Source organism: Streptomyces sp. NPDC008137, from assembly GCF_042957035.1.
Classification (GTDB): domain Bacteria; phylum Actinomycetota; class Actinomycetes; order Streptomycetales; family Streptomycetaceae; genus Streptomyces.
The window spans coordinates 226,096-250,675 of record NZ_JBIBHN010000008.1 but is presented as its reverse complement, the minus strand read 5'-3'; the positions used below and the strand labels follow the sequence as shown (position 1 = coordinate 250,675).

The window sequence follows — 24,580 nt, the reverse complement described above, 5'->3', positions numbered from 1 at the left end:
GGTGCCGTGGTGTCACGTCCAGTGGACCCTCCCGTACTGGTCAACGCCAGGCGGGGGGCACTAGTTCCCTTGTGCGTGCGGCGGCGGGTTTGGGCCGTCCGGGTGAACGGGCCCGGGAAGCGGCACGCGCGCGTGGGGAGGCGGGTGCCCCACGCGCGCGTGGGGCACCCGAAAGCGGCTGTCGTTCAGAAGAGCGCCGTGTCGGTGAAGCGGAGAACGAGCTGCGGTGCCCCGGACAGGACGATGCCGAGGACGCCGGTCAGGGCGATGGCGGCGGTGAGGGGGGCAGGGACGCGGTGCTTCTCGGGCTCGCCCTCGGGGGCGCGGAAGAGCAGGGTCGTCCACTGAAGGTAGTAGAACAGCGCGATGACGACGTTGACAGCCATGATCACGGCCAGCCAGCCGAGGCCCGCGTCGACGGCCGCGGCGAAGACGGTGACCTTGGCGAAGAGGCCGATGATGCCCGGTGGCAGTCCGGCGAGGCAGAGCAGGAAGAAGGCGAGAAGCAGGGCGGACAAGGGGCTCGACGCGTACAGGCCGCGGTAGTCGGCGACGCGGTTGAGGGGCTTGGTACGGCCGACCAGGGCCGCCACGGCGAAGGCGCCGAGGTTCACGGCGCCGTACATGAGGGCGTAGGCGACGGTGGAGCCGACCGACTTCTCGGCGTCCCCGGAGTACGCGGCGGCGGCGATCGGTACGAGCAGGTAGCCGGCCTGGCCGACGGACGACCAGGCGAGCAGGCGGACCGCGCTGTACGCGCGCGTGGCCTGCTGGCGCAGGGCTCCGACGTTGCCCACGGTCATGGTGAGCGCGGCCAGGACCGCCAGGGCAGGGCCCCAGAGGTCGGCGTACGACGGGAGGGCCACGACCGTGACGAGGATCAGGCCGCTGAAGCCGACCGCCTTGCCGATGACCGACAGGTAGGCGGCGATGGGCAGCGGCGCTCCCACGTAGGTGTCGGGCACCCAGAAGTGGAAGGGCACGGCGGCCGTCTTGAAGGCGAAGCCGACCAGCGTGAGGACGACGCCGGTCTGGGCGAGCGTCTGGAGCTGTCCGTCGACGTTCTGGACGCGGTTGGCGACCTGGGAGAGGTAGAGGGTGCCCGTGGAGGCGTACACGAAGCTGATGCCCATGAGGCTGACCGCGGTCGCGGTGACCGAGGACAGGAAGAACTTCAGGGCCGCTTCGGAGGACTTCCGGTCGCCGTACTTCAGGCCGACCAGCGCGAAGGCCGGCAGGGAGGCGACCTCCAGGGCGACGATCAGGGTCGCCAGGTCGCGGGAGGCGGGCAGGAGCGCGGCGCCGGCCGCGGAGGACAGCAGCAGGAACCAGTACTCCCCTTCGGGGAGCTCCTTGCGGCCGTCCTTCAGGGCGGTGACCGACAGGAGGGCGGTGAGGAGGGCCCCACCGAGGACCAGGAACTGGATGACCAGGGTGAAGCGGTCGGCGGTGTAGCTGCAGACGGTGGCATCGCCGGTCAGGCAGAAGGTGCTGCGGTCGCCGTCCAGGAGGGGCAGCAGCATCAGTGTGGCGGCCGCAAGGCCCGCCACCGACGTCCAGCCGAGCAGCGCCTTCCGGTGCTCGGCGACGAACAGGTCGGCGACCAGGACGACGAGTCCGACGACCGCCGCGATGGTGGGCGGCGCGATCGCGAGCCAGTCGACGGACTGGACCAGCGACGCGGCCAGGGGCTGGGCCGGGGAGCTCATCGGTTGCCTCCTGCGAGGAGCTGCTGGACGGCCGGGTCGCTCAGGCCGAGGAGGGCCTTGGGCCACAGGCCCGCGACGACGGTGAGGGCGACGAGCGGGGTCCAGGCCGCGAACTCGTAGGAGCGGACGTCGGGGAGCGCCGGGGCGTCCTGCGGCAGGGCGCCCATGCAGACGCGGCGGACCACGATCAGCAGGTACGCGGCCGTCAGCAGGGTGCCGAACGCGGCGATCGCCATGAAGGTGAGGAAGGCGGGACGGCTGAGGCCCGCGGCGGGCTGGAACGCTCCGAACAGGGCGAGCATCTCGCCCCAGAATCCGGCCAGGCCCGGCAGGCCGAGCGAGGCGACGGCGGCGAAGGCGAGCAGCCCGCCGAGGCGCGGGGCCTTGCCGTAGAGCGCGGCTCCGGTCTCCTCGGCAAGGGTGTCGAGGTCGGTGGTGCCTGTGCGGTCCTTCAGGGCTCCGACCAGGAAGAAGAGGAGGCCGGTGATGAGGCCGTGGGCGATGTTGGCGAAGAGGGCGCCGTTCACACCGGTCGGGGTCATGGTGGCGATGCCGAGCAGGACGAAGCCCATGTGACCGACGGACGAGTAAGCGATGAGGCGCTTGAGATCGCCCTTCGCGCCCTGCTTGGCGAGGGCCAGGCAGGCCAGGGATCCGTAGATGATGCCGACGACGGCGAGCGCCGCGAGGTAGGGCGCGAAGGTACGGAAGCCGTCGGGCGCGATGGGCAGCAGGATCCGGACGAATCCGTACGTACCCATCTTCAGCAGGACACCGGCCAGCAGGACCGAGCCGACGGTCGGCGCGGCGGTGTGGGCGTCGGGCAGCCAGCTGTGCAGCGGCCACATCGGCGTCTTGACCGCGAGGCCGATCCCGATCGACAAAACGGCGATGACCTGCACGGATGTGCTCAGCGACCGGCCGTTGTCAGTGGCGAGTGCCATCATGTCGAACGTGCCCGCCTTGAGCCCGATCAGGAGCAGGCCGAGCAGCATGACCACGGAGCCGAGCAGCGTGTAGAGGATGAACCGCCAGGCGGCCTGGCTCCGGCCCTCACCGCCCCAGCGGGCGATGAGGAAGTACATCGGGATGAGGACCATCTCGAATGCGAGGAAGAACAGCAGCAGGTCGAGGACGGCGAAGGTCGCGAGGGTGCCGGACTCGAGGACGAGCAGCAGAGCGACGAAGGCCTTCGGGGTCGGGCCTTCGGGCATCTTGAAGTACGAGTAGAGCGCGCAGAGGAAGGTCAGCAGCGCGGTCAGGACCAGAAGGGGGAGGGAGATGCCGTCGATGCCGAAGTGGATGCGTACGTCGAGTGCGGGGATCCAGCTGATGTCCGTGCTGGCCTGCATCTTCGACGGCTGGTCGTGGTCGAAGCCGAGCGCCAGGACGATCGCCGCGATGAGGACCGCGCCGGTGACGGTGACACCGTGCCGGAGCACCGCCTGCTCGGGTGACTTCCCCTTCAGCCCGGGCGGGGCAGGCAGGAGAGCCGCGGCGGCGCCGAGGAGCGGGCCGACGACGATGAACGCCAGAAGGACCTGCATCACGGACTCGTTGATATCGATCACGCCTGCTCACGCTCCCGTGGCGACGAGGACGGCGGCGACCGCGAGGACGACGGTGCCGGCGAGCAGCGCGCTCACATAGGTCTGGACGTTGCCGGTCTGGGCGCGTCGTACGGCGGTGCCGAGCCAGCGGGGCAGCGCACCCGCACCGCGTACGTAGGTCTCGACGACCTCGCGGTCGAGGAACCGGACGAGGCTCGCCCCGGCCTGGACCGGGCGGACGAAGAGTGCCGTGTAGACGGCGTCCAGGTGGAAGCCTGCGGCCGCGTGCCGGTGCAGGGGGCCTAGCAGGAGCCGTCCCGGGTCGGAGGGGTCGGGCGCGTAGGCGATGTCGCCGTAGGCCGGCTCGTGGGTGGCGATGGCTTCCGCCTCGACCTGGGCGGCGTCGCCCTCGGGGTGGGCGGCGACCGCGCCGAGCGGGACACGGGCCGCGAACGCGGTGGTGTGCCGCCAGGCGCCGTAGGTGACGATGCCGCCGACCAGGGCCACGCCGGTGCCGAGCACGGAGGTGGTGAGGGTCGGGCCGAGGGCACGGCCGTCGAACCAGTCGGGCAGCACGCGGAACGCGAATCCGCCCAGGGCCAGGGACGGAACGGCCAGCACCCACAGCACGACGGTCATCGTCAGCGGCTCCTTGCCGTGGTCGGGGGCTTCGGTGCCCCGGCCCCGGAAGGCGAGCAGCCACAGGCGCATCGCGTAGGCGGCGGTGAGCAGGGCCGTGAGCAGGCCGGAGACGAGGACGATCCAGCCCGCGGCGGCGGGAGCGTGCTCGGTGTGCCCGGTGACGACGTGCTCGGCGACGCCGAGGACGGCCTCCTTGGAGAAGAAGCCGCTGAAGGGCGGGATCGCGGCGAGCGCGAGCAGCGCCACGGTCATCGTCCAGTAGGCGTCGGGGACGCGGTCGCGCAGGTTCCGCATGCGGGACATGGCGGCGAGCGAGTTGGTGCCGGCGGCGTGGATGATCACGCCGGCCGCGAGGAACAGCAGCGCCTTGAAGGCGCCGTGGGACAGGAGGTGGAAGACGGCGGCTCCGCGGTCGCCGACGGCGAGGGCGCCGGTCATGTAGCCGAGCTGGCCGATCGTCGAGTAGGCGAGGACGCGCTTGATGTCGTCCTGGGCGAGCGCGGCGAGCGCCGAGCCGGCCATGGTGACGGCGGCCATGACGGCGAGGACGACCATCGCGGCCTGGGAGGCCTCGAAGACCGGGAGGAGACGGGCGATGAAGTAGACACCGGCGGCGACCATCGTCGCGGCGTGGATCAGCGCGGAGACGGGTGTCGGGCCCGCCATCGCGTCGGGGAGCCAGGTGTGCAGCGGGAACTGCGCCGACTTGCCCGCCACGCCCGCCAGGAGCAGCAGGGCGATCAGCGTCGGGTGGTCGAGCGATCCGCTGGCGACGGCGCCGAGGACCTTCGTGATGCGGAAGGAGCCGGCGTCGGTGGCGAGGGCGAACAGGCCGATGAGGAAGGGGACGTCGCCGAGCTTGGTGACCAGGAAGGCCTTGAGGGAGGCGGCGCGGGCCTCCGGGGTCTCCCAGTAGTGGCCGACCAGGAAGTAGGAGCAGATGCCCATGACTTCCCAGCCGACCAGCAGCACGATCAGGTCGCCGGAGTAGACGACCAGGAACATCGCGGAGGTGAACAGTGAGACGAGAGCGGCATACGAGGGGTAGCGCGGGTCGTCGCGCAGATAGCCCGTCGAGTAGATCTGCACGCAGGTGGCGACGAATCCGACCACGACGGCGACGAGGGCGGCGAAGCCGTCGATGTGCAGGGCGAGTTCGATCGGGACCGAGCCGGTCGGGGTGAGTTCCGTGGCCGCGTCGACGGCCGTGTCACCGCCCTGTCGTGCGGCGACCAGCGCGGCGAGCGCCAGGGAGGCGAGGGTCGGCAGGACGGCGAGCGGGCGGACGAAGCCGGGTGCCGTGCGGCCCAGGAACAGGCCGGCGGCGGCGCCGAGGAACGGAAGGAGGGGGACGAGGACGGCGAGGGTGGTCGTGGTCACGCGGTGGCCTCAGCCTTCTGGGCCTCACCGGGCTGCTCGGCCGTGCGGGCGTCGCTGTCGTGGCCGTCGGGGTCGCGGTCGTCCGGGTCGTGCCGTTCGGCGGTGTCGCGGAGCTTGTCGATGTCCGCGGTGCCGCGGTTGCGGTGGACGGCGAGGACGATCGCCAGGCCGATGCCGATCTCGGCGGCGGCGATGGCGATGGTGAACAGGGTCAGGGCCTGGCCGGAGTGCAGGGTCTCCTCGGCGGTCTTGCTGAGCCAGACGTCGAAGGCGACCAGGTTGAGATTGACGGCGTTGAGCATCAGCTCGACCGACATCAGGACCAGGATCGCGTTGCGGCGGGCGAGGACGCCGTACAAGCCCGTGCAGAAGAGGAGGGCGGAGAGGACGGCGGGATAGGCGAGGTGCATCAGCGCGTGCCTTCCTTCTGGCTCCGGTCCGTCTCGTTCGGGCCCTTCTCGCCGCGGTCCTTTTCGCTCGGGCCCTTCTCGCTGTGGCCGGCCGGGGTGCGATCGGCTGGGGCGGTTCCGGGCGCGGGCGCCGCGTCGGCCTTCGCCTTGCGGGACAGGACGATCGCGCCGACCAGGGCGGCGAGGAGGAGGACGGAGAGGGCCTCGAAGGGGAGGACCCAGTTCTGGAAGAGGCTCGCGCCGGTGGCCTCGGTGGAACCGGCGGCGGGGCCGTTCAGGTCGATCCAGGTGGTGCGGAAGGCGTCGACGACGACCCAGACCAGGGCGGCGGCCGCGGCGAGGGCCACGGTGAGGGCGGCCCAGCGGTTGCCGGAGTCGGCGTCCGGGGAGCGGCCGATCGGGGCCCTGGTGAGCATCAGTCCGAACAGGAGGAGGACGACGACGGATCCGACGTAGATGAGGACCTGCACCCAGGCGATGAACTCGGCGGTGAGCAGGAGGTACTCGACGGCCAGTCCGCCGAGGGTCACCACCAGCCACAGGGCGGCGTGCACGAGCTGCCGGGTGGTGACGGTGACGATCGCGGCGCCGAAGGTGACCAGGCCGACGAGGAGGAAGGCGATCTCGACGCCGGTCGGGGAGAGGAAGCCGTGGCTTTCGGCGGCCGTGGTGGTGGCGTGCGCCGCTGTCGTGGTGGTCGCGTGTGCCGCTGTCGTGGCGGCTGCGGCCAGGATCATTCCTGTCCCTCCTGCCGGTCCGTCTGCCGGTCCGCAGGCCGCTGCCTCGGCTGGTCGGTCTGCTGCCGCGAGTCACCTGCCGGGTGGGTGGGGGCCTCCGCGGCGCGGGCCTGCTCGTCGGCGGCGGACTCGGTGGGCGCGGGCTGCTGCTGGGCCGCGAGTTTCTCGGCGGTCTTGCGGGCGGTGGCGACTTCCTTCGGCTCCTCCGCGGCGGGGTCGAGGGCCGGCGGGGCCGGGACGGTCCACATCCACTCGCGGAGCTTGTCGCGCTCGTGGGTGAGGTCGTGGATGTCGGTCTCGGCGTACTCGAACTCCGGGGACCAGAACAGGGCGTCGAAAGGACAGACCTCGATGCAGATGCCGCAGTACATGCACAGGGCGAAGTCGATGGCGAAGCGGTCGAGGACGTTGCGGCTGCGTTCGCGGCCGCCGGGGGTCGCCGCCGGGACCGTCTCCTTGTGGGAGTCGATGTAGATGCACCAGTCCGGGCACTCGCGGGCGCAGAGCATGCAGACCGTGCAGTTCTCCTCGAACAGGCCGATCACACCGCGGGTGCGGGGCGGGAGGTCGGGCTGGGCGTCCGGGTACTGCGCGGTCACGGACTTCTTCGTCATCGTGCGGAGGGTGACGGCCAGGCCCTTGGCCAGGCCGCTGCCGGGGATGCGGGGCCGGGAGGGCGGGAGGGACGCGGCCATGGTTACTGGATCACCACCTTGACGACGCCGGTGAGGGCGATCTGGGCGAGGGAAAGGGGGACGAGGAGGGTCCAGGCGAGCTTCTGGAGCTGGTCCTCCCGCAGGCGCGGGTAGGTGACGCGCAGCCAGATCACGAGGAAGGCGAGGACGGCGGTCTTCAGCAGGGTCCAGACCCAGCCGAGGCCGTCGGCACCCCAGGGGCCGTGCCAGCCGCCCAGGAAGAGGACGGTGGTCAGACCGCACAGGACGACGATTCCGGCGTACTCGGCGAGGAGGAAGAGGGCGAAGCGGAGGCCGGTGTACTCGGTGTAGGCACCGAAGATGATCTCCGAGTCGGCGACGGGCATGTCGAAGGGAGGGCGCTGGAGTTCGGCGAGGCCGGCCACGAAGAAGACGATCGCGCCGACGATCTGCCACGGCAGCCACCACCACTCGAAGGCGTCGAGGATGCCGGTTAGGGAGACGGTTCCGGCAGCCATCGCCACGGATGCGGCGGTGAGCAGCATCGGGAGTTCGTAGGCGAGGAGCTGGGCGGCGGTGCGGAGGCCGCCGAGGAGGGAGAACTTGTTGGCTGACGCCCAGCCGGCCATGAGCGAGCCGAGGACGCCGACGCCCATGACGGCCAGGACGAAGAAGACACCCGCGTCGATGACCTGGCCGACGGCTCCCTCGCCGGGGCCGATGGGGATGGCGAGCAGGACGAGGAGGTACGGCAGCAGGGCGACGGCGGGGGCCAGTTGGAAGATACGGCGGTCCGCGCCCGCGGGAACGACGTCCTCCTTCTGCGCGAACTTCACGCCGTCGGCGACCAGCTGGGCCCAGCCGTGGAAGCCGCCGGCGTACATGGGACCGAGGCGGCCCTGCATGTGGGCCATGACCTTGTGTTCCGTCTGGCCGATGATCAGGGGGAAGGTGAGGAAGACGACGAAGACGATCAGGAGTCGCAGGATGACGTCGAGGGCGTCGTTCACCGCGTGCCTCCTGTCGGGGGTGTGGGGTCTTCGGGGTTGTCCGGGGGCTTCGGGGTGTCCGACGGTTCCCGGGGCTCCCCGGTGTCGTCCGAGTCGGTGCCCACGCTCTCGGGGCGAGTCTCAGGACGGCTCTCGGAGGTTTCCGAGCGCTCGGATGACGGTGCCGGCTCCTGGTCCTCGAAGGCCGGGCGGGCGTGGTGCCAGGGGGCGTCCGAGCTGCGTGGGGTGCGCGGGGCGCTGTCGGACTCGGGCCGGCTCGCGCTGTCGCCCGGGGCGGGCGCGGCGCGCTGGCTCGTGCTGCCCTCCGAGGCGCTGCGGGCCCGGCGGGGGCCGGCGGTGGACCCCGGCTGTGTCCGCTGCGACGCCGAGCCCTCGCCCGCACTCCGCGCACGGCGCGGCGACGCCGGTGGTGGAGTCGACGGGGTCGAGGACCCACCCTCAGCAGGCACCGGCTCCGAAGTCGGCGACGACTCCGCCCCGGTGCTCCCGGCAGGAGCCTGACTCGCAGACCCCTCCGCCGCCGAGCGGGACCGCCGTACCGGGCGTTCGCCGGCGGGGCCGGTCGCTCCCCGGGCAGGGCGTTCGCGTCCCGTGGCTCGGGTCGGGCGGGACGGAGCCGGGGGGAGCTGGCCCTTCAGGGGGCCCCATTCGTTGGGGTCGGGGACGCCGGGGGGAAGCATCTGGCGGCGTTTGGGGCCGCCGTGTTCGGACTCGCCGGGTTCCTTCGCGCCGGGCCAGGCTTTGACGACGCGGGCGGCCAGGACGAAGTCCTTGCGCAGGGGGTGGCCCTCGAAGCTGTCGGGCAGGAGCAGGTGGTCGAGTGCCGGGTGGCCTTCGAAGGCGATGCCGAACATCTCGTGCGTCTCGCGTTCGTGCCAGGCGGCGCCCGCGTAGACACCGACCGCGGAGGGCAGGGCGGGGGTCTCGTGCGGGATCGTCGTACGCAGCAGGAGGCGGCGGAGGGGGGACAGGGCCGCCACGTGCGCCGTGACGCGGAAGCCCGTGCCCGGTTCGTCGACCGCGCTCAGCCAGTCGAAGTAGGTGCAGCCGAGCCGGTCGCGGGCGGTCTCCAGGGCGGAGATCCAGGTCGCCGGGGGGACGTCGACCGTCAGGACCTCGTACGACTCCTCGGCCGTGGCGTCCGTACCGAAGAGTTCCTGGACGTCGGCGGGCAGCCAGCCGACCGCGTTCATCGTCCCTCCCCGGGCGCGGAGCCGGACGGGGACGGTGGCTTCACCAGGCCGCTCTGCAGCGCCGCCGCCGAGGGGCGTTCCGTGCCGTACCGCTCCCCCAGCGACTCGCGGGCGATCTTCTCCTGGAGCTTGAGGATGCCCTGGAGCAGCGCCTCGGGGCGGGGCGGGCAGCCGGGGACGTAGACGTCGACGGGGATGATCTGGTCGACGCCCTTGGTGACGGAGTAGGAGTCCCAGTAGGGGCCGCCGCAGTTGCTGCACGCGCCGAAGGAGATGACGTACTTGGGCTCCGGCATCTGCTCGTAGAGGCGCTTGACGGCCGGGGCCATCTTGTCGGTGACGGTGCCGGAGACGACCATCAGGTCGGCCTGGCGCGGGCCCGGGGCGAACGGGATGACGCCGAGGCGGATGAAGTCGTGGCGGGCCATCGACGCGGCGATGAACTCGATCGCGCAGCAGGCGAGGCCGAAGTTGAAGACCCAGAGCGAGTAGCGGCGCCCCCAGTTGAGGATCACCTTCATCGGCTCGGGTGCGAGGCGGGCCAGGGCGCCGAGCCGTTTGGGCTCGGGCAGCAGCACGGGCTCGGACACAGGCTCGGACACCGAGGGGTTCACGTCCATGCCAGGACGCCCTTCTTGTATGCGTAGAGCAGGCCGACGGCCAGGAAGCCGAGGAAGATGAACATCTCGACCAGGGTCGTCGCGCCGTAGCCGGGGGCGGCGAAGACGGTCGCCCAGGGGAACAGGAAGATCGAGTCGACGGCGAAGATCACGTAGAGGAAGGCGTAGACGTAGTAGCGGACCTGGGTGTGGGCCCAGCCCTCGCCGACGGGGTCGACGCCGCATTCGTAGGTCAGGAGCTTCTCGGGTGTGGGGACCACGGGCCGCAGCAGGCGGCCGGCCCCGAAGGCGACGGCGACGAACAGCACGCCGACGACGGCGAGCAGTCCGACGACCGAATAGGACTGGAAGTAGTCCGCCGCGACGACGGTCGTGGTGACGACGGTCGGTTCCGGCACGTCCGTCCCTCGCTCCCTTGAAACTCGGACCTGGTCCTGCGGCGATCCCCCGGTTCACCCGGACGCCGCTGTTCGACGATCTGTACGCACGGGAGTCTAGGCCCTGATAAAGGCAGGGTAAGCAGCCCGTCACGCCCTGGCATGCGGGGGTGGGGTTTTCCTCAGTCGATCCTGGCGGTCCGCCTCATGGCGCGGGCGCCCTCGGCCGGGCACGCTGACGCGTATGACCGAACGCTTCCCGTCCACCGGCGCGAAGGCGGCCGCGACGGCGGCCGGGCAGGACGACCGCCCGCCACCGCCCCGCTTCGCCTACGACCGGCACACCTGGAAGGAGATCGCGCACCTCCTGGCGAACCTTCCTCTCTCCCTGCTCGGATTCACCTACGTCATGACGGTGCTGTTCACCAGCTTCTGGCTGACCGTCACGGTGATCGGGTTCCCGCTGCTCGCCGCCGGACTCATGGGCGCCCGGCAGTTGGGCAAACTGGAGCGGGCCCGGGCCAGGGCGCTGCTCGGGGTGCGGGTGGACGAGCCGAGCCGGCTGCCGCTGCGCGGCTCGGGCGGCTTCCTCGCCCGGGTGTGGATGTCGCTGAAGGACCCGGTGGGCTGGCGCACGGTGCTGTACGAGTTCATGCGGCTGCCGTGGGGCGTCCTCACCTTCACCATCACGCTGACCTCGCTGTTCGTGCTGTGGCCGGTGCTGCCGTTCATCGCGCGGGGGCTGGCCAACGCCGACCGGGCCATGGTGCGCGGGCTGCTGTCGCCCTCGGACGAGCTGGAGCGGCGCATCGCCGAGCTGGAGTCGGACCGGGGGATCGTGGTCGACACGGCGGCGGCCGACCTGCGGCGCATCGAGCGGGATCTGCACGACGGGGCACAGGCCCGGCTGGTGGCGCTGGCCATGGGTCTCGGCCTGGCCAAGGAGAAGGTGCTGGAGGATCCCGACGCGGCGGCGGCGATGGTCGAGGAGGCGCACGGCGAGGTGAAGCTGGCACTCCAGGAGCTGCGGGACCTGGCCCGCGGGATCCATCCGGCGGTGCTGACCGACCGCGGCCTGGACGCGGCCCTGTCGTCGGTGGCCTCGCGCTGCACGGTCCCGGTGAAGGTGACGGCCGACCTGCCCGCGCGGCCTGCCGCGGCCATCGAGGGCATCGCCTACTTCACCGTCTCGGAGCTGCTGCAGAACGTCAGCAAGCACAGCCGGGCGAGGTCGGCGTCGGTGGACGTGTGGCGGACGGCCGACCGGCTGCTCATACAGGTGTGGGACGACGGCCGCGGGGGCGCGAGTCTCGACGGCGGTACGGGGATGCAGGGCCTGGCCGACCGGCTGGGCGCCGTGGACGGCCTGTTCGTCCTGGAGTCGCCCGAGGGCGGCCCGACGACGGTCACGGCGGAACTGCCGTGGCGTGATCGTACGGACGCCTCCGCCGCGGGCGCCGGCGGCCACCAGGCCGGAAGCGGGCGGTAGGGCCGTACGGACGCCTCCGCCGCGGGCGCCGGCGGCCACCAGGCCGGAAGCGGGCGGTAGGGAAAACCCCCCGTCCAAGACGCCGACGGACTCCATGGTCCGCCGACCTGCGGCGGAGCAGGGTGGAGGTATCGAGAGCACAGCAGCGGGACGAGGAGAAGGACGACGCCGATGGCCACGCAGTACGGACAGGGATACGGGCTCGACGGCGGGCCCGGGTACCCCGGGAGCACCGAACGACGGCGGCACCGGCTGCCCGTCGCGCTGCGGGCGCCGGTCAAGGGACGCACCTGGCGCGAGCTCGGCTACGTGCTGCTCAGCCTGCCGATCAGCATCCTGCTGTTCGTCTACGCGGTGACGATGGTGTCGCTGGGGGCGGGGCTGCTGGTGACGTTCCTCGGTGTGCCGGTCCTGGCGGCGGCCCTCGCCGGGTGCCGCGGTCTGGGGGCGCTGGAGCGGGCGCGGGCACGGACGCTGCTGGACCTTGAGGTGGCCGGGCCGGAGCCGCTGCGGATGAAGAAGCCGGGTGCGATGGCGTGGATGGGTGCCGTCCTCAAGAGCGGCGCCTCGTGGCGGGCGCTGCTGTACTCGGTGCTGCAGATGCCCTGGGCGGTGTTCTCGTTCGCGGTCGCCGTGAACGTGTGGGTGCTGGGCTGGGGGCTGCTGACCTACCCGCTGTGGTTCTGGGTGTTCCCGATGTACGCCGGCCAGGACGGGGTCCAGCTGTACGGCGACGAGACGCACCGGGTCTACCTCGACAACCCCTTCGAGATCACGATGACCGCGCTGGTGGGCCTGCTGTTCACGATCACCGGGCCGTGGATCCTGCGGGCGCTGACGATGGTGGACCGGCTGCTGGTGCACGGGCTGCTCGGGCCGTCGCGGCTGGCCTCGCGGGTGGTGGAGCTGGAGTCGGACCGGGGGGTCGTGGTCGACACGGCCGCGGCCGACCTGCGGCGCATCGAGCGGGATCTGCACGACGGGGCCCAGGCCCGGCTGGTGGCGCTGGCCATGGATCTGGGGCTGGCGAAGGAGAAGCTCCAAGAGGATCCGGAGGCGGCCGCGCGGATGGTGGACGAGGCGCACGGCGAGGTGAAGACGGCGCTGCAGGAGCTGCGGGACCTGGCCCGGGGGATCCATCCCGCGGTGCTGACGGACCGGGGTCTCGACGCGGCGCTGTCGGCGGTGGCCTCCCGGTGCACGGTGCCGGTGCGGGTCGAGGTCGATCTGGCGGAGCGGCCGGCGCCGGCGATCGAGGGGATCGCGTACTTCACGGTGTCGGAGCTGCTGCAGAACGTCAGCAAGCACGCGCGGGCGACCTGGGCGGGCGTGGAGGTCTGGCGGACCGAGAACCGGCTGATGCTGCAGGTCGTGGACAACGGCGCGGGCGGGGCCGACGTGTCCCGGGGTTCCGGCCTCGCGGGGCTGGCGGATCGGCTCGACGCGGTGGACGGGGTCCTGGTGGTGGACTCGCCGGCGGGCGGGCCGACCCGGGTGACGGCGGAGTTGCCGTGGCGGGGGGCGTACGTGCGGTGACCTCCGGTGGGGGCGGGGGGGTCGTATCTGGCCCGCCAGGGGGTTTCGTCCTCTGGGCCCCCGGCCCTCCCGGGGGCTCCGCCCCCTGAACCCCCGGCCTGTGCCCACCCACCGTCCGAATCGCTCGGACAAGAAGCCGGTCCCACCCCCATCCACCCCCCGATCCTGAAATGCTGGACCCGTCGCACGGGTGGGCGCGGAGCCGTTGGGGGCCGCGGACGGGCGGCATCGGGCTGTGGGGGGCCGGAACATCGTGGAGGACAGGGTGCGGGTGGTCATCGCCGAGGATTCAGTGCTGCTCAGGGAGGGCCTGACCCGGCTGCTGACCGACCGCGGGCACGAAGTCGTCGCCGGGGTGGGTGACGGCGAGGCGCTGATCAAGACCATCACCGAGCTGGACGCGCAGGGCGAGCTGCCGGATGTCGTGGTGGCCGATGTGCGGATGCCGCCGACGCACACCGACGAGGGGGTGCGGGCGGCGGTGCGGTTGCGCAAGGCGCACCCGGGGCTCGGTGTGCTGGTGCTGTCGCAGTACGTGGAGGAGCGCTACGCCACGGAGCTGCTCGCGGGGTCCAGCCGGGGCGTCGGCTATCTGCTGAAGGACCGGGTGGCCGAGGTCCGTGAGTTCGTGGACGCGGTGGTGCGGGTGGCCGAGGGCGGTACGGCCCTCGACCCGGAGGTGGTCGCGCAGCTGCTGGGCCGCAGCCGTAAGCAGGACGTGCTCGCCGGGCTCACCCCGCGGGAGCGTGAGGTGCTGGGGCTGATGGCCGAGGGGCGTACGAACGGGGCGATCGCCCGGCAGCTGGTGGTCAGCGACGGAGCGGTCGAGAAGCACGTCAGCAACATCTTCCTGAAGCTGGGGCTGTCCCAGAGCGACGGAGACCACCGCAGGGTCCTGGCCGTGCTGACGTATCTCAATTCCTGACATGCACGGCAGGGGTGCGTGATCCCCCGTGATCACCCGCGATCACCCCAAAGTCGCGTCCAAGATGCGAATGACACAAAGAAGGCGACCCTTACGGTCGTAGGGTTGATCCTGGGAGGCCTGCGGGAAGGCCTGTCCGGGACAGCCGCCTCGAGGGAGGTCCAGTTCAGTGACCAGCCAGGTCAGTAGCCCAGCGGAGCAGGCCGACGGACCAGTCGTAGGAGAGCAGCGCAAAGCGGGGGGCGCCAAGGGCGTCCGCCGTCTCGACCGGGTGATCATCCGGTTCGCGGGGGACTCGGGTGACGGTATGCAGCTCACCGGTGACCGCTTCACCTCGGAGACCGCCTCGTTCGGCAACGACCTGTCGACGCTGCCGAACTTCCCGGCCGAGATCCGGGCGCCCGCAGGGACCCTGCCGGGGGTGTCGTCCTTCCAGCTGCACTTCGCCGACCACGACATCCTCACGCCCGGTGACGCGCCGAACGTGCTGGTGGCGATGAACCCGGCCGCGCTGAAGGCGAACATCGGCGACCTGCCGCGCGGTGCCGAGGTGATCGTCAACACGGACGAGTTCACCAAGCGGGCGATGCAGAAGGTCGGCTACGACACCAGTCCGCTGGAGGACGGGTCGCTGGACGGCTACCACCTGCACCCGGTGCCGCTGACCACGCTCACCGTGGAGGCGCTGAAGGAGTTCGACCTCAGCCGCAAGGAGGCCGAGCGCAGCAAGAACATGTTCGCGCTGGGCCTGCTGAGCTGGATGTACCACCGGCCCACCGAGGGCACGGAGAAGTTCCTCAAGTCCAAGTTCGCCAGGAAGCCCGACATCGCGGCGGCCAACATCGCCGCGTTCCGGGCGGGCTGGAACTTCGGCGAGACCACCGAGGACTTCGCCGTCTCCTACGAGGTGGCCCCGGCGGCCACGGCGTTCCCGCCGGGTGTCTACCGCAACATCTCCGGCAACCTCGCCCTGTCCTACGGCCTGGTCGCCGCGAGCCGGCAGGCGGATCTGCCGCTGTACCTGGGGTCGTACCCGATCACTCCGGCGTCGGACATCCTGCACGAGCTGTCCAAACACAAGAACTTCGGCGTGCGGACATTCCAGGCCGAGGACGAGATCGCCGGTATCGGGGCCGCGCTGGGCGCGGCCTTCGGTGGTTCGCTGGCCGTGACCACGACGAGTGGTCCCGGTGTGGCGCTGAAGTCGGAGACCATCGGCCTGGCGGTCTCGCTGGAGCTGCCGCTGCTGGTCGTGGACATCCAGCGCGGCGGGCCGTCGACCGGTCTGCCCACCAAGACCGAGCAGGCGGATCTGCTCCAGGCGATGTACGGGCGCAACGGCGAGGCCCCGGTGCCGATCGTCGCGCCGTGCACCCCGGGGGACTGCTTCGACGCGGCCCTGGAGGCGGCCCGGATCGCCCTGACGTACCGCACGCCGGTCTTCCTCCTCTCCGACGGGTATCTGGCCAACGGCTCCGAGCCCTGGCGGATCCCGGACCTGGACGATCTGCCGGATCTGCGGGTGCAGTTCGCGCAGGGCCCGAACCACACCCTGGAGGACGGCTCCGAGGTGTTCTGGCCCTACAAGCGGGACCCGCAGACGCTGGCCCGGCCGTGGGCGATCCCGGGCACGCCGGGTCTGGAGCACCGGATCGGCGGCATCGAGAAGGAGGACGGCACCGGCAACATCTCCTACTCGCCGGCCAACCACGACTTCATGGTCCGCACCCGGCAGGCCAAGATCGACGGCATCGACGTCCCGGACCTCGACGTGGACGACCCGCACGAGGCGCGGACCCTTGTCCTGGGCTGGGGTTCGACGTACGGGCCGATCACGGCGGCGGTGCGGCGGCTGCGCAGAGCCGGGGAGTCCGTCGCGCAGGCGCATCTGCGCCATCTCAACCCCTTCCCGAAGAACCTCGGCGCGGTCCTCGGGCGCTACGACAAGGTGGTGATCCCCGAGATGAACCTCGGGCAGCTCGCCACGCTCATCCGGGCGAAGTACCTGGTCGACGCCCAGTCGTACAACCAGGTCAACGGCATGCCGTTCAAGGCGGAGCAGCTCGCCACGGCTCTGAAGGAGGCCATTGATGGCTGAGACGTCCACGCACGGCACGGGCACCGTCGAAGCGCTCTCCCTCGTCCCCAAGGCCGAGGCGAAGCAGTCGATGAAGGACTTCAAGTCCGATCAGGAAGTGCGCTGGTGCCCCGGCTGCGGCGACTACGCCATCCTCGCGGCGGTGCAGGGCTTCATGCCCGAGCTGGGTCTGGCGAAGGAGAACATCGTCTTCGTCTCGGGCATCGGCTGCTCCTCCCGGTTCCCGTACTACATGAACACCTACGGGATGCACTCCATCCACGGCCGCGCCCCCGCCATCGCCACGGGTCTGGCCTCCTCGCGCCGCGATCTCTCGGTGTGGGTCGTCACCGGTGACGGCGACGCGCTGTCGATCGGCGGCAACCACCTGATCCACGCGCTGCGCCGCAACGTCAACCTCAAGATCCTGCTGTTCAACAACCGGATCTACGGTCTGACCAAGGGCCAGTACTCGCCGACCTCCGAGGTCGGGAAGATCACCAAGTCGACGCCTATGGGCTCGCTGGACGCGCCCTTCAACCCGGTGTCGCTGGCGATCGGCGCGGAGGCCGCGTTCGTGGCCCGGACGGTGGACTCCGACCGCAAGCACCTCACCGAGGTGCTGCGCCAGGCCGCCGCCCACCAGGGCACGGCCCTGATCGAGATCTACCAGAACTGCAACATCTTCAACGACAACGCCTTCGAGGCCCTGAAGGACAAGCAGCAGGCCGAGGAGGCCGTGATCCGGCTGGAGCACGGCAAGCCGATCCGCTTCGGCGCCGACCTGGCCAAGGGTGTCGTCCGGGACCGGCTCACCGGCGATCTGAAGGTGGTCGCGGTGACGCCGGACAACGAGGACCAGGTGCTCGTCCACGACGCGCACTCCCCGTCCCCGACCACGGCGTTCGCGCTGTCCCGCCTGGCCGACCCGGACACCCTGCACCACACGCCGATCGGTGTCCTCCGCTCGGTCGACCGGCCCGTCTACGACACGCAGATGACCGACCAGCTCGACCAGGCGATCGAGCAGCACGGCAAGGGCGACCTGGGCGCGCTGCTGGCGGGCGGGGACACCTGGACGGTCGTCGGCTGAGCCACTCGCGGAACACCGAGGCCCGGGAGCGCTAGGAAGCGGCCCGGGTCTCGTCGTAGGCCAGGCGGGCCTTCTCCACGTCGTCCATACGGTCGTGGGTCCACTGCGCGAGGGCCTTGACCTGCTCGGCGGCCTCGCGGCCCAGGCCGGTGAGGGAGTAGTCGACGCGGGGCGGGATCACCGGCTTGGCGTCGCGGTCGACCAGCCCGTCGCGCTCCAGGGTCTGGAGCGTCTGCGTGAGCATCTTCTCGCTGACGCCCCGGCCGTTGTACTGACTGATCGCCCGGCGCAGCTCACTGAACCGGTACGGGCGGTCCAGCAGCTCGATCAGGACGAGCACGCCCCAACGGCTGGTGACATGCTCCAGGACGAGCCGGTACGGGCACAAAGCCTCGCCATCGCTTACTGCCATACCAGTACCTTACTTCAAAGTGGGTACTTTCGAACAGTTAGCGCTTCTCCTATGGTTAGTGCCACCGCACCCCACAAGGAGAGTCACCACCATGAGCATCGTCGTCACCGGAGCCACCGGACAGCTCGGCCGTCACGTCGTGGAGCAGCTGCTGGAGAAGGTTCCCGCCGAGCAGATCACCGCGGTCGTCCGCGACGCCGAGAAGGCCGCCGACTTCGCGGACCGCGGGGTGAGGATCGCGCTCGCCGACTACAACACGCCCGCCTCCTTCGACAGCCTGTTCTCCGCCGATGACAAGGTCCTGCTGATCTCGGGCAACGAGTTCGACAAGGGCCGCGTCGCCCAGCACAAGGTCGTCATCGACGCCGCCAAGGCCGCCGGAGTCGCCCTGCTCGCCTACACCAGCGCCCCGGGCACCCTGACCGCCGCTCTCGCCGACGACCACCGCGGCACCGAGGAGGCCCTGCTGGGCTCGGGCGTGCCCTACGCGCTGCTGCGCAACGGCTGGTACCACGAGAACTACACCGAGAACCTCGCCCCGGTGCTGGAGCACAACGCGGTCGTCGCCGCCGCCGGCGAGGGCCGGGTCTCCTCCGCCTCCCGCGCCGACTACGCCGCCGCCGCCGTGGCCGTACTGACCGGCGAGGGGCACGAGAACAAGACGTACGAGCTGGGCGGCGACTCCGCGTGGAGCTTCGCCGAGTACGCGGCCGAGCTGAGCCGGCAGACCGGCAAGGAGATCACCTACAACGCGGTCACGCCCGAGGCGCTCACCGGCATCCTGGCCGGCGCCGGCCTGCCCGAGCCGTTCGCCCAGATCCTGGCCGGGGTCGACGCCTCCATCGAGAAGGGTGAGCTGGTCGTCTCCACCGGCGACCTGTCCCGCCTGGCCGGCCGTCCGACCACGCCGTTCTCCGAGGCCATCGCCGCCGCACTCAAGGGCTGAACTCCCCCCGGCGGGCCCTTGAGCCGCCCCCCCCCGGATGTCATGACCGTATGCCGATACGGGCATGACATCCGGGGGTACCCGGCGTTACCTTCGTGGTCGCGGAAGACCACGTGCGGAGTGCGAAGGAGGGGGCCCGTGACCGGCAAGCCGAAGAGTGAGGCGCGGATAGGACTGCTGAACGGGTTCGCGGCCTACGGGATGTGGGGGCTCGTCCCCCTGTTCTGGCCCCTGCTGAAGCCCGCGGGGGCGGTGGAGATCCTGGCCCACCGGATGGTGTGGTCGCTGGTCTTCGTGGGCGCGGCCCTGCTCGTGCTGCGCCGCTGGGCCTGGGCCGGAGAACTGCTGCGGCAGCCGCGCAAACTGGCGCTGATCACGGCCGCCGCGACGGTCATCACCGTGAACTGGGGCCTGTACATCTGGTCCGTGAACTCCGGGCACGTCGTCGAGGCCTCGCTCGGGTACTTCATCAACCCGCTGGTCACCATCGGGATCGGGGTGCTGCTGCTGAAGGAGCGGCTGCGGCCGGCGCAGTGGGCAGCGGTCGGGACCGGCTGCGTGGCGGTCGTCGTACTGACCATCGGCTATGGCCGACCGCCGTGGATCTCCCTCTCCCTCGCCTTCTCCTTCGCCGCCTACGGGCTGGTGAAGAAGAAGGTGGGCCTCGGCGGCATCGAGTCGCTGGCCGCCGAGACCGCGATCCAGTTCCTGCCCGCGCTGGGCTTCCTGGTGTGGCTGACCGGGCAGGGCGACTCCACCTTCACCACCGAGGGCGCGGGACACGCGGCCCTGCTCGCCTCCGCCGGCATCGTCACCGCGCTGCCCCTGGTCTGCTTCGGCGCGGCCGCCATCCGCGTGCCACTGTCCACCATCGGCCTGCTGCAGTACTCGACGCCGGTCCTCCAGTTCCTGCTCGGCATTCTCTACTTCCACGAGGAGATGCCGCCGGAGCGCTGGGCCGGGTTCGCGCTGGTGTGGCTGGCACTGACGCTGCTCACCTGGGACGCGCTGCGCACCGCCCGCCGGGCCTCCCGCCCCCTCATCGGCGGGATCGACGCGCCCGGCAGCACCGGGGCGACCGGCACGACCAGCGCCGCCCTGGACACCGAGAGGGTGACCTCGGGGCCGGGCCCGGTGGACGCCCGGCCGTAAGACAGCAGACGGCAGACGGCGGACCACGGACCGCAGCCATCACCGGGACGCCGTGTGAGACGCGCGCCGGCCCTGGAGCCCTACGGCTCCTGACGGGCCCGGTGCGCCCTGGCCTTCTCGCGGTTCCCGCAGTGCTCCATCGCGCACCAGCGGCGGCGGCCCGGGCGGGAGGTGTCGACGAAGAGCAGGTAGCAGTTGTGGGCACCGCACTCCCGGACACGGTGGGCGTGCGGCCCGGTGAAGAGGTCGATCGCGTCACGGGCGACCGTGGCGAGCAGGTGGGTGCCGGTGGCGCCCGGGGCCCAGGCGCGACGGCCGTCCGGTTCCAGACGGGCCACGAGCGGGGGCCCGGCCGCCGCCTCGTTGACGACGTCCAGGTGGGCGGCTCGCAGGGGACGGCCGTGGGCGCGGTCGGCCGCGAGCGGGAACAGAGCGTCGCGCAGGGCGCGGGCACGCTCCAGTTCCTCGGCGGAGACGGTCAGGTCCAGCCCGTCCGGCAGGCGGCTGCGCCCGGCCCAGACGATCAGGTCGGCGGGCTGGTGCAGCGCCTCCCAGCGTGCGAAGGCGCCCGGGCCGCCGGTCGTCAGCAGCTCCAGACACAGGGCGCCGGGGTCGAAGCGGAAGGACTTCCCTCGGGACGAGACCAGTGTCAGCCCGGGTGTCCGGTCCGGCGTTTCTCCTGTGCGTCCACTCACATAACCAGTATAAGTGGTTACATGACACAGACGCCGGCACAACCCGCCCCGCTGCACTGGAAGGTCGTCATCGACGCGAACGACCCGCACGCTCAGGCCGATTTCTGGGCCGCCGCGCTCCACTACGAGGTCGAGGACAACAGCGTCCTCATCGGGAAGCTGCTCGGCGCCGGGGCCTTGCCGGAGGAACTCGTCGTCGAGTCGCACGGCCGTCACGCCTTCCGGGACCTGATCGCCGTACGGCACCCCGAGGACCCTTTCGAGGAGGAGAGCGGGACCGGGCTGGGGCGGCGGCTGCTGTTCCAGCGGGTGCCGGAGACCAAGACGGTCAAGAACCGGCTGCACCTCGATCTGCACCCGGGCGAGGGGCGGCGCGAGGAAGAGGTCGCGCGGCTGGAAGGGCTCGGGGCGAGGGTGCTGCGGCGGGTGGCGGAGCAGGGGGGCGAGTGGGCCCTGATGGCGGACCCGGAGGGGAACGAGTTCTGCGTGCAGTAGCACGGACGCCCTCTCCGCAACGCCCTGGCCGGTCAAGGGCCTTGACGGAGAGTCAGTAACGGCTCCACCATCCAGGCACCCCATTCACCGTGGGCGGCCTTCGGACACCCCAGGGGCTGCCCGAAGGAACTCGGAGTCCCCACATGAAGCTCTCCGTTTCCGCGCGTGCCGTGGCAGCAGGCGGCATAGCGAGTGTCATGCTCCTGACCAGTGGCGCCGTGGCCGATGCCGCGTCCGCTCCCCCGAGACCGGCGGCGGCGCCCGACCTGCCCCTGGCGGGCGTCAAGGCCCATCTGACCCAGCTGCAGTCCATAGCCACCGCCAACGGCGGCAACCGCGCGCACGGCCGGACCGGCTACAAGGCCTCGATCGACTACGTGAAGGCCAAGCTGGACGCCGCCGGCTTCACCACCACACTCCAGCAGTTCACCGCCTCGGGACGCACCGGCTACAACCTGATCGCCGACTGGCCCGGCGGTGACGCGAACCAGGTCGTGATGGCCGGCTCGCACCTCGACAGCGTCTCCTCCGGGCCCGGCATCAACGACAACGGGTCCGGCTCGGCCGCCGTCCTGGAGACCGCCCTCGCCGTGTCACGGGCGCAGTACAAGCCCACCAAGCATCTGCGGTTCGCCTGGTGGGGCGCGGAGGAACTCGGCCTGGTCGGTTCCCGCTACTACGTCAACCGGCTGACGACCGGAGACCGTTCGAGGATCAGCGCCTACCTCAACTTCGACATGATCGGCTCCCCGAACCCCGGGTACTTCGTCTACGACGACGACCCGGCGGTCGAGAAGACCTTCAAGGACTACTTCAGCGGCCTCGGCGTCCCGACCGAGATCGAGACCGAGGGCGACGGCCGCTCCGACCACGCGCCCTTCAAGAGCGCGGGCGTGCCGGTGGGCGGCCTGTTCACCGGGGCCAGCCGCGCGAAGACGGCGGCGCAGGCGGCCAAGTGGGGCGGTACGGCCGGGCAGGCATTCGACCGCTGCTACCACTCCTCCTGCGACACCACCGCCAACATCAACGACACGGCCCTCGACCGCAACAGCGACGCGGTCGCGTACGCGGTGTGGGAGCTGTCGGAGTAGCCCCGGTCGCTCCCTACTGGCCGCGGGCGCGTTCCGTGAGGCGGCCCATGCGGGCCCGGGCCGACTCCAGTTGTTCGATCTCGTCGGCGGCCGGGCCGTCCTCGGCGGCGAGCTCGGTCCACAGGCCGATCAGGTCGCGCCCCAGCTCCAGGCCCACCGCCGGGTCGCGCACGGCCCGCCAGGCGGTGGCCGCGCTCTGCACATTGCCGTAGGCGGCCTCCGCGTCGCCCGAACGGCGGCGGGCACCGGCCAGGTCGAGCGACAGCCGGAAGGCGCGGAGCGGGTCGCCCGCCAAGTAGGCGATGTACGCGCTGAGTTCACCCAGCCGGAGCACCTCGGGGTGCTCCGGCCCCAGCGCCGCCGACGCCTGCGCGACGGTCTGCTCCGCGAGCCCGGCCGCCACCTCGATCCTGCCCTCCTTCACGGCCTCGTTGATCCGGGTGATCGGCTCCGCGACGAGGTCCGGGGCTCCGGAGTCGCCCGAAGAACCGACGGGTTCGTCCCCGAACATGGCCTCCGCCACGGCGTCGAAGCCGCGGGCGGGGGTGGGCTTGGCGTCGAGGTCGGCGAGCAGCTCCGCTTCGAGCACCGGGTCGGGCATCATGCTCCGCCGGGGCTCGGCGGCGGGAGCGGTTCCGGGGACGGGCAGCGGCCTCGCGTCCATGGGCGGAGGCGGCCCGAACGCCCCGGTCGGGGGTGCGACGGTGCCGGGCTGTCGGCCAGGTGCGGCCGGGCCCGGGGGCGTTTCTTCGGGTGCGGGCGACTCCGGTACGGCGCGCAGCCGGAACGTCGGGGCCCCGCCGAGATCGTCCGACTCCGGTACAGGGCGCAGGACGTGTGTGGCGCTGTCGCTGTGCGGGGGCTTCCGCGAGGGTTGCTGCCCAGCGGCGGGGGGCATCGGGCCGGGCGTGGCCGGTGCGGGCGTGCCCGGGGCAGGCGTGCCCGGGGCAGGCGTGCCCGGGGCAGGCGTGCCCGGTGCGGGAGCTTCCGGAGCGGCGTCGGCCGGGGGTGGCTCGGCGGCCGCGGCGGCCGGGGGCCACTCCGTCGCCGGGCCGGCCGCCGAGGGCGGTTCCGTCGCCGGGTGCACCAAGGGCGGTTCCATGGCGGCCGCGCCGACCGGGGGCGGCTCAGCGGCGGCGGCGGGGGGCCACTCCGTCGCCGGGCCGGCCGCCGAGGGCTGTTCCGTCGCCGCACCGGCGTCGGGCCATTGCACCGCCCCGCCGGGCCCCGGCTGTCGCGTGGCCGGGCCGGCGATCGGCGGTTCCGTGGCCGGGTCGGCGATCGGCGTTCCCGTGGTCGGGTCGGCCGTGGGGGGCTGCGGCGGGTGTCCGGCGACGGCCTCCTCCGGCGGTGTCGTACGGACCGGCTCGGCCGTGAAGTGGCTGGAGCCGTCCGGGTCCACCTGAAGGGGGACGACGTAGCCGATGCGCTCGTCGTGGATCGTGGCGAGGACGGCATGGCCGGTGGCGAGGGCGATGTGGTGGAGGCGGTTCAGGACGGCCCTGTGGATCTCCTCGCCCGGGGCCGCGAAGACCGGGACGCCGCCGACGGACGCGCCGTCGGACCCGCCCGCCGCTCCGGCACCGGCACCGGCACCGGCAGCCGGTCCGGCGCCGTGTCCTGTCCGGGGGACATGGACCTCGACCGGCGCCGCCGGGGTCGCCGCGTGTGCGGCCTGCTTCTGTTCCCGCTTCTTCTCGCGGCTGAGTCGAGACATCGTCCCCTCACTCGGCGTCGTACACCTACTGTCGAGTGTGTCCGCTCGCTCCCGTTTCTCACGTCACCGCGGTGTCACAGGCTCGTCCCAAGGACTGTAGGCCCCGGCGCGCGTTGTTCCTGTCGGCATGAAGATCGGCAGTACGAGGGAGGAGAGGTGCATGCAGACAGGCATGCGACAAGGCCCGGAGATCTGGATCCGCGGCCCGGTGACCGCCCCGGAGCCGGTACCGCCGGAGCCGGCCCACGCCCATGCCGCGGCCCGGCGGTTCTCCTGGGTCGGCACACACGGCGGCGCGGGCGTCTCCACACTCGCCGCGGTCTACGGCGGTCAGGACAGCGGCCGCGCCTGGCCCGGGCCGGGCGACCCGCCGTCCGTGCTGCTGGTCGCCCGGACCCACGCGGCCGGGCTGGACACGGTCGCCGGTGCGGTGGAGATCTTCCGGCGCGGTCAGGCTCCGCCCGGGCTCGACCTCGACGGTGTCGTCCTGGTGGCGGACGCCCCGGGCCGGCTGCCGCGCCCGCTCGCCCAGCGGATCAAGTCCCTGGAGGCGGTCATCGACGTGTACCGCGTGCCGTGGGTACCGTCCTGGCGGCTCGGCGAACTGGGCCGTCCGCCGCGCGAGACGGCGCCCCTGGCCCGGCTGACGGGAGCGGCACACTGACGGC

General features: G+C 71.7%; 23 protein-coding genes. 10 read left to right on the top strand and 13 right to left on the bottom strand.

The features are described 5' to 3' along the window. Positions 1 to 185: 185 nt before the first annotated feature. Genes ACFZBT_RS16215 through ACFZBT_RS16170 form a run of 10 tightly spaced genes read right to left on the bottom strand, consistent with a single transcriptional unit; the run spans position 186 to position 10,305 of the window. Entirely contained in the window at positions 186 to 1,709 is a 1,524-nt protein-coding gene (locus ACFZBT_RS16215; protein ID WP_391103469.1) for a proton-conducting transporter membrane subunit, read from the bottom strand. Then, complete coding sequence (locus ACFZBT_RS16210; RefSeq protein ID WP_391103467.1) at positions 1,706 to 3,280, bottom strand: NADH-quinone oxidoreductase subunit M; 1,575 nt, start codon at positions 3,278 to 3,280, stop codon at positions 1,706 to 1,708. Before ACFZBT_RS16210 ends, ACFZBT_RS16215 begins: the two co-directional genes overlap by 4 nt. Before the next feature lie 6 nt (positions 3,281 to 3,286). Continuing rightward, a complete protein-coding gene (locus ACFZBT_RS16205; RefSeq protein WP_391103464.1) occupies positions 3,287 to 5,281 on the bottom strand; it encodes an NADH-quinone oxidoreductase subunit L in 1,995 nt (664 codons plus the stop codon). Further along, positions 5,278 to 5,691 carry an NADH-quinone oxidoreductase subunit NuoK gene (gene nuoK / locus ACFZBT_RS16200; protein ID WP_391103462.1) on the bottom strand — a complete coding sequence of 138 codons (414 nt, stop codon included), beginning with the start codon at positions 5,689 to 5,691 and terminating at the stop codon, positions 5,278 to 5,280. Before nuoK ends, ACFZBT_RS16205 begins: the two co-directional genes overlap by 4 nt. After that, entirely contained in the window at positions 5,691 to 6,428 is a 738-nt protein-coding gene (locus tag ACFZBT_RS16195; RefSeq protein WP_391103460.1) for an NADH-quinone oxidoreductase subunit J, read from the bottom strand. Before ACFZBT_RS16195 ends, nuoK begins: the two co-directional genes overlap by 1 nt. Beyond that, entirely contained in the window at positions 6,425 to 7,123 is a 699-nt protein-coding gene (locus tag ACFZBT_RS16190; protein ID WP_391103458.1) for a 4Fe-4S binding protein, read from the bottom strand. The genes ACFZBT_RS16195 and ACFZBT_RS16190 overlap by 4 nt, the downstream gene beginning before the upstream one ends. A 2-nt stretch (positions 7,124 to 7,125) precedes the next feature. Further along, positions 7,126 to 8,094, bottom strand: coding sequence for an NADH-quinone oxidoreductase subunit H (locus ACFZBT_RS16185; protein WP_391103456.1), 969 nt, complete (start codon positions 8,092 to 8,094; stop codon positions 7,126 to 7,128). Beyond that, positions 8,091 to 9,287, bottom strand: coding sequence for an NADH-quinone oxidoreductase subunit C (locus ACFZBT_RS16180; protein WP_391103453.1), 1,197 nt, complete (start codon positions 9,285 to 9,287; stop codon positions 8,091 to 8,093). The genes ACFZBT_RS16185 and ACFZBT_RS16180 overlap by 4 nt, the downstream gene beginning before the upstream one ends. Then, positions 9,284 to 9,907, bottom strand: coding sequence for an NADH-quinone oxidoreductase subunit NuoB (locus ACFZBT_RS16175; protein ID WP_391103451.1), 624 nt, complete (start codon positions 9,905 to 9,907; stop codon positions 9,284 to 9,286). Before ACFZBT_RS16175 ends, ACFZBT_RS16180 begins: the two co-directional genes overlap by 4 nt. Next, the gene (locus ACFZBT_RS16170; RefSeq protein WP_010041427.1) at positions 9,898 to 10,305 is read right to left on the bottom strand and encodes an NADH-quinone oxidoreductase subunit A; all 408 of its coding nucleotides are present in this window, start codon (positions 10,303 to 10,305) and stop codon (positions 9,898 to 9,900) included. The genes ACFZBT_RS16175 and ACFZBT_RS16170 overlap by 10 nt, the downstream gene beginning before the upstream one ends. 223 nt (positions 10,306 to 10,528) lie before the next feature. Between ACFZBT_RS16170 and ACFZBT_RS16165 the strand changes: the two genes are divergently transcribed. From ACFZBT_RS16165 to ACFZBT_RS16145, 5 genes are all read left to right on the top strand, one after another. After that, entirely contained in the window at positions 10,529 to 11,773 is a 1,245-nt protein-coding gene (locus ACFZBT_RS16165; RefSeq protein ID WP_391103449.1) for a sensor domain-containing protein, read from the top strand. A 171-nt stretch (positions 11,774 to 11,944) separates the two neighbouring features. Next, on the top strand, positions 11,945 to 13,309 hold the full coding sequence (locus tag ACFZBT_RS16160) for a sensor domain-containing protein (protein ID WP_391103447.1): 1,365 nt from the start codon (positions 11,945 to 11,947) through the stop codon (positions 13,307 to 13,309). Positions 13,310 to 13,574: 265 nt separating this feature from the next. Next, the gene (locus ACFZBT_RS16155; protein ID WP_391103674.1) at positions 13,575 to 14,234 is read left to right on the top strand and encodes a LuxR C-terminal-related transcriptional regulator; all 660 of its coding nucleotides are present in this window, start codon (positions 13,575 to 13,577) and stop codon (positions 14,232 to 14,234) included. A gap of 169 nt (positions 14,235 to 14,403) precedes the next feature. Beyond that, positions 14,404 to 16,332: a 2-oxoacid:acceptor oxidoreductase subunit alpha gene (locus ACFZBT_RS16150; RefSeq protein WP_391103445.1), complete on the top strand. Its 1,929-nt coding sequence runs from the start codon at positions 14,404 to 14,406 to the stop codon at positions 16,330 to 16,332. Then, complete coding sequence (locus ACFZBT_RS16145; protein WP_391103443.1) at positions 16,325 to 17,404, top strand: thiamine pyrophosphate-dependent enzyme; 1,080 nt, start codon at positions 16,325 to 16,327, stop codon at positions 17,402 to 17,404. Before ACFZBT_RS16150 ends, ACFZBT_RS16145 begins: the two co-directional genes overlap by 8 nt. 31 nt (positions 17,405 to 17,435) lie before the next feature. On the opposite strand, the gene ACFZBT_RS16140 is transcribed toward ACFZBT_RS16145, so the two are convergent. Continuing rightward, positions 17,436 to 17,816, bottom strand: coding sequence for a winged helix-turn-helix transcriptional regulator (locus ACFZBT_RS16140; RefSeq protein WP_391103441.1), 381 nt, complete (start codon positions 17,814 to 17,816; stop codon positions 17,436 to 17,438). Between the two features lie 91 nt (positions 17,817 to 17,907). Here ACFZBT_RS16140 and ACFZBT_RS16135 point away from each other — a divergent pair, with 91 nt between their 5' ends. Next, positions 17,908 to 18,762 (top strand): NAD(P)H-binding protein, encoded by an 855-nt coding sequence (locus tag ACFZBT_RS16135; protein ID WP_391103438.1) that lies wholly within the window; start codon positions 17,908 to 17,910, stop codon positions 18,760 to 18,762. Between the two features lie 201 nt (positions 18,763 to 18,963). Then, the gene (gene rarD / locus ACFZBT_RS16130; RefSeq protein WP_391103672.1) at positions 18,964 to 19,914 is read left to right on the top strand and encodes an EamA family transporter RarD; all 951 of its coding nucleotides are present in this window, start codon (positions 18,964 to 18,966) and stop codon (positions 19,912 to 19,914) included. An 80-nt stretch (positions 19,915 to 19,994) separates the two neighbouring features. On the opposite strand, the gene ACFZBT_RS16125 is transcribed toward rarD, so the two are convergent. Beyond that, positions 19,995 to 20,609, bottom strand: coding sequence for an ABATE domain-containing protein (locus ACFZBT_RS16125; protein WP_391103436.1), 615 nt, complete (start codon positions 20,607 to 20,609; stop codon positions 19,995 to 19,997). 21 nt (positions 20,610 to 20,630) lie between these two features. Here ACFZBT_RS16125 and ACFZBT_RS16120 point away from each other — a divergent pair, with 21 nt between their 5' ends. Both ACFZBT_RS16120 and ACFZBT_RS16115 read left to right on the top strand, forming a co-directional pair. Continuing rightward, a complete protein-coding gene (locus tag ACFZBT_RS16120) occupies positions 20,631 to 21,104 on the top strand; it encodes a VOC family protein (protein ID WP_391103433.1) in 474 nt (157 codons plus the stop codon). A 143-nt stretch (positions 21,105 to 21,247) separates the two neighbouring features. Then, a complete protein-coding gene (locus ACFZBT_RS16115) occupies positions 21,248 to 22,195 on the top strand; it encodes a M28 family peptidase (RefSeq protein WP_391103428.1) in 948 nt (315 codons plus the stop codon). Positions 22,196 to 22,208: 13 nt separating this feature from the next. On the opposite strand, the gene ACFZBT_RS16110 is transcribed toward ACFZBT_RS16115, so the two are convergent. Beyond that, positions 22,209 to 23,912 (bottom strand): tetratricopeptide repeat protein, encoded by a 1,704-nt coding sequence (locus tag ACFZBT_RS16110; protein WP_391103425.1) that lies wholly within the window; start codon positions 23,910 to 23,912, stop codon positions 22,209 to 22,211. A 160-nt stretch (positions 23,913 to 24,072) separates the two neighbouring features. Here ACFZBT_RS16110 and ACFZBT_RS16105 point away from each other — a divergent pair, with 160 nt between their 5' ends. Beyond that, complete coding sequence (locus tag ACFZBT_RS16105) at positions 24,073 to 24,576, top strand: DUF6668 family protein (protein ID WP_391103423.1); 504 nt, start codon at positions 24,073 to 24,075, stop codon at positions 24,574 to 24,576. The last annotated feature ends 4 nt before the right edge of the window (positions 24,577 to 24,580 follow it).

What these genes read in the sequence shown, in the direction of transcription:
- ACFZBT_RS16215 (WP_391103469.1), bottom strand. Translation starts at nt 1,709, where the DNA reads ATGAGCTCCCCGGCCCAGCCCCTGGCCGCGTCGCTGGTCCAGTCCGTC.
- nuoK (WP_391103462.1), bottom strand. Translation starts at nt 5,691, where the DNA reads ATGCACCTCGCCTATCCCGCCGTCCTCTCCGCCCTCCTCTTCTGCACG.
- ACFZBT_RS16195 (WP_391103460.1), bottom strand. Translation starts at nt 6,428, where the DNA reads ATGATCCTGGCCGCAGCCGCCACGACAGCGGCACACGCGACCACCACG.
- ACFZBT_RS16190 (WP_391103458.1), bottom strand. Translation starts at nt 7,123, where the DNA reads ATGGCCGCGTCCCTCCCGCCCTCCCGGCCCCGCATCCCCGGCAGCGGC.
- ACFZBT_RS16180 (WP_391103453.1), bottom strand. Translation starts at nt 9,287, where the DNA reads ATGAACGCGGTCGGCTGGCTGCCCGCCGACGTCCAGGAACTCTTCGGT.
- ACFZBT_RS16175 (WP_391103451.1), bottom strand. Translation starts at nt 9,907, where the DNA reads ATGGACGTGAACCCCTCGGTGTCCGAGCCTGTGTCCGAGCCCGTGCTG.
- ACFZBT_RS16165 (WP_391103449.1), top strand. Translation starts at nt 10,529, where the DNA reads ATGACCGAACGCTTCCCGTCCACCGGCGCGAAGGCGGCCGCGACGGCG.
- ACFZBT_RS16160 (WP_391103447.1), top strand. Translation starts at nt 11,945, where the DNA reads ATGGCCACGCAGTACGGACAGGGATACGGGCTCGACGGCGGGCCCGGG.
- ACFZBT_RS16145 (WP_391103443.1), top strand. Translation starts at nt 16,325, where the DNA reads ATGGCTGAGACGTCCACGCACGGCACGGGCACCGTCGAAGCGCTCTCC.
- ACFZBT_RS16140 (WP_391103441.1), bottom strand. Translation starts at nt 17,816, where the DNA reads ATGGCAGTAAGCGATGGCGAGGCTTTGTGCCCGTACCGGCTCGTCCTG.
- ACFZBT_RS16135 (WP_391103438.1), top strand. Translation starts at nt 17,908, where the DNA reads ATGAGCATCGTCGTCACCGGAGCCACCGGACAGCTCGGCCGTCACGTC.
- rarD (WP_391103672.1), top strand. Translation starts at nt 18,964, where the DNA reads ATGTGGGGGCTCGTCCCCCTGTTCTGGCCCCTGCTGAAGCCCGCGGGG.
- ACFZBT_RS16120 (WP_391103433.1), top strand. Translation starts at nt 20,631, where the DNA reads ATGACACAGACGCCGGCACAACCCGCCCCGCTGCACTGGAAGGTCGTC.
- ACFZBT_RS16115 (WP_391103428.1), top strand. Translation starts at nt 21,248, where the DNA reads ATGAAGCTCTCCGTTTCCGCGCGTGCCGTGGCAGCAGGCGGCATAGCG.
- ACFZBT_RS16110 (WP_391103425.1), bottom strand. Translation starts at nt 23,912, where the DNA reads ATGTCTCGACTCAGCCGCGAGAAGAAGCGGGAACAGAAGCAGGCCGCA.
- ACFZBT_RS16105 (WP_391103423.1), top strand. Translation starts at nt 24,073, where the DNA reads ATGCAGACAGGCATGCGACAAGGCCCGGAGATCTGGATCCGCGGCCCG.